Here is a 2,158-nt window from a genome sequence, read left to right as displayed (position 1 = left end):
GCCGAGGCGCCCGTCGTCGGCCGCGCCGTCCGCTGCGGCCGGGCTCTGCTGTCCCCGCGCTCGCGGCTCGCGCTGCTCCTCGCGCTCCTGGCGGGCGCGGCGGCCGCGGTGATCGTGTGGCGGCCGCACCGGCTGCTGACCGACGGCCTGCCGCCGCAGTTCACCGGCCTGTCGGCGGTGCTGGTCTTCGCCATCGCGTACGGGCTGTGCACCGCGGCCCTCGTACCGCGCCCGCTGCTCAACCTCGCCTCCGGCACGCTCTTCGGCGCCCAGGCGGGCCTGGCCGGGTCGGTGTCGGGCACGGTGCTGGGCGCGGGCGTCGCGTTCGGGATAGGCCGGCTCCTCGGCCAGGACGCGCTGCGCCCGCTGCTGCGCGGGCGGCTGCTGACGGCGGCCGACCGGCAGCTCAGCCGGCACAGCTTCCGCTCGATGCTGGTGCTGCGCACCTTCCCCGGGGTGCCGTTCGCGGGCGTGAACTACGCCGCCGCGGTCTCCCGGATGAACTGGACGCCGTTCCTGGTGGCCACCGCCGTGGGCTGCGTACCCAACACCGCCGCGTACGTGATCGCCGGCAGCCGGGCCTCCGACCCGCTCTCCCCCGTCTTCCTCGCCGCCCTCGGCTTCATCGTCGCCAGCATGGCGGGCGGCGCCGCGGTCGCCGTGCGCCGCAGGCGGCGCTCCGGGCGTCCGGGCACCCCGGGCGGAGTGATCTCTTCCGCCGGCGCCGCGGAAGAGTCCGCCGCCGGCCCCGCGGGCGTGGCCGCAGCCGACCCTGGGGCCACGCGCCTCATGTCTGGGCCTTAACATCTCCTGCAACCCGTCAGCGAACTCAAGGACATGTGCAGCCCCGTATGAGCTGGTTCGAAGCAGTCATCCTCGGACTCGTCCAGGGGCTGACGGAATTTCTGCCGATCTCCTCCAGCGCCCACCTCCGGCTCACGGCGGCCTTCGCCGGCTGGGAGGACCCGGGCGCGGCCTTCACCGCGATCACCCAGATCGGCACGGAGACCGCCGTGCTGATCTACTTCCGCAAGGACATCGCGAGGATCGTCTCCGCCTGGTGCCGCTCGCTGACGAACAAGGCGATGCGCTCCGACCACGACGCCAAGATGGGCTGGCTGGTCATCGTCGGCTCGATCCCGATCGGCGTGCTGGGGCTGACGTTCCAGGAGTCGATCGAGGGCCCGTTCCGCGATCTGCGGCTGATCGCCACCACGCTGATCGTGATGGGCCTGCTCCTCGGCTTCGCCGACTGGCGCGCCTCCACCGGCGGCGGCCGGCACCGCGCGGCGGTGCAGCGCAAGGAGCTGACGGATCTCAACACCCGGGACGGGCTGCTCTTCGGCTTCGCCCAGGCGCTCGCGCTGGTGCCGGGCGTGTCCCGCTCGGGCGCGACGATCACCGGCGGCCTGTTCCTGAACTACAACCGCGAGGCCGCGGCCCGATACTCGTTCCTGCTGGCCATCCCCGCGGTGCTCGCCTCCGGGCTGTTCGAGCTGAGGAAGGTGCCCGGGGCGACGCACATGAACTGGGGCGGGACCATCGCCGCGACGGTCATCGCCTTCCTTGTCGGATATGCCGTCATTGCGTGGTTCATGAAGTTCATCACTACCCGCAGCTTCGCGCCCTTCGTGATCTACCGGGTGCTGCTCGGCATCCTCATCTTCGCCCTGGTCGCGTCGGGCGCGCTGGATCCGGAAGCCGGCGAGACCAGCCACTGACCCCGCTCGCGCCGGGGGCGTCGCCGGGGCGTCAGTAGGACGCCTCCGTCAGGCCGTCCGCCGCCGCGCCGCGGCTGAGGACCGCGGCGCGTACCCGCGCGTGGACGTCCGGGTACGTCTCCGGTGTCGCCGGCACCACACGGAACGGCGGGCCGGTCTCCGCGTGCTGGGCCAGGAACTCCGCGCGCGTCACCCGCCAGCCGTCGCGGGCGGGGGTGAAGGTGAAGCGGGCGGCGGAGCCCTCGTTGCCGCGGTACATCGACGGGATGAAGCTGGCGACCTGGTCGCCGAGGCCGTAGACGACCCAGGTGCCGTTGACCTTCTCGTACGGCTGCGGCACGTGGTTGTGGGTGCCGACGATCAGGTCGACGTCCTTGCGGCCGCCGCTGCGCGAGCGGGTCAGCCGGTCGGCGAGGCGCCGCTGGCCGGCGTCCGGC

Annotated in this window: 3 protein-coding genes; 2 read left to right on the top strand and 1 reads right to left on the bottom strand. The window is 73.1% G+C overall.

Annotated features, from left to right (window positions below; genetic code table 11):
* Together H5J30_RS28905 and H5J30_RS28900 are read left to right on the top strand one after the other, a co-directional pair.
* Positions 1 to 804: TVP38/TMEM64 family protein (locus tag H5J30_RS28905; RefSeq protein WP_181790226.1), on the top strand; the 804-nt coding region annotated here is incomplete at its 5' end.
* 47 nt (positions 805 to 851) lie between these two features.
* Entirely contained in the window at positions 852 to 1,721 is an 870-nt protein-coding gene (locus tag H5J30_RS28900; RefSeq protein WP_181790225.1) for an undecaprenyl-diphosphate phosphatase, read from the top strand.
* 31 nt (positions 1,722 to 1,752) lie between these two features.
* Here H5J30_RS28900 and H5J30_RS28895 read toward each other — a convergent pair.
* Positions 1,753 to 2,158, bottom strand: a 406-nt coding sequence (locus tag H5J30_RS28895) for a CapA family protein (protein ID WP_181790224.1), incomplete at its 5' end; no start/stop codon positions are given.

Source organism: Streptomyces phytophilus (assembly GCF_013870535.1).
GTDB lineage: Bacteria > Actinomycetota > Actinomycetes > Streptomycetales > Streptomycetaceae > Streptomyces > Streptomyces phytophilus.
This window is presented reverse-complemented; position numbering and strand designations above follow the sequence as displayed.

Bases quoted from the DNA above. Each gene is read 5' to 3' on its own strand.
- H5J30_RS28900 (WP_181790225.1), top strand. From the start codon at position 852: ATGAGCTGGTTCGAAGCAGTCATCCTCGGACTCGTCCAGGGGCTGACG.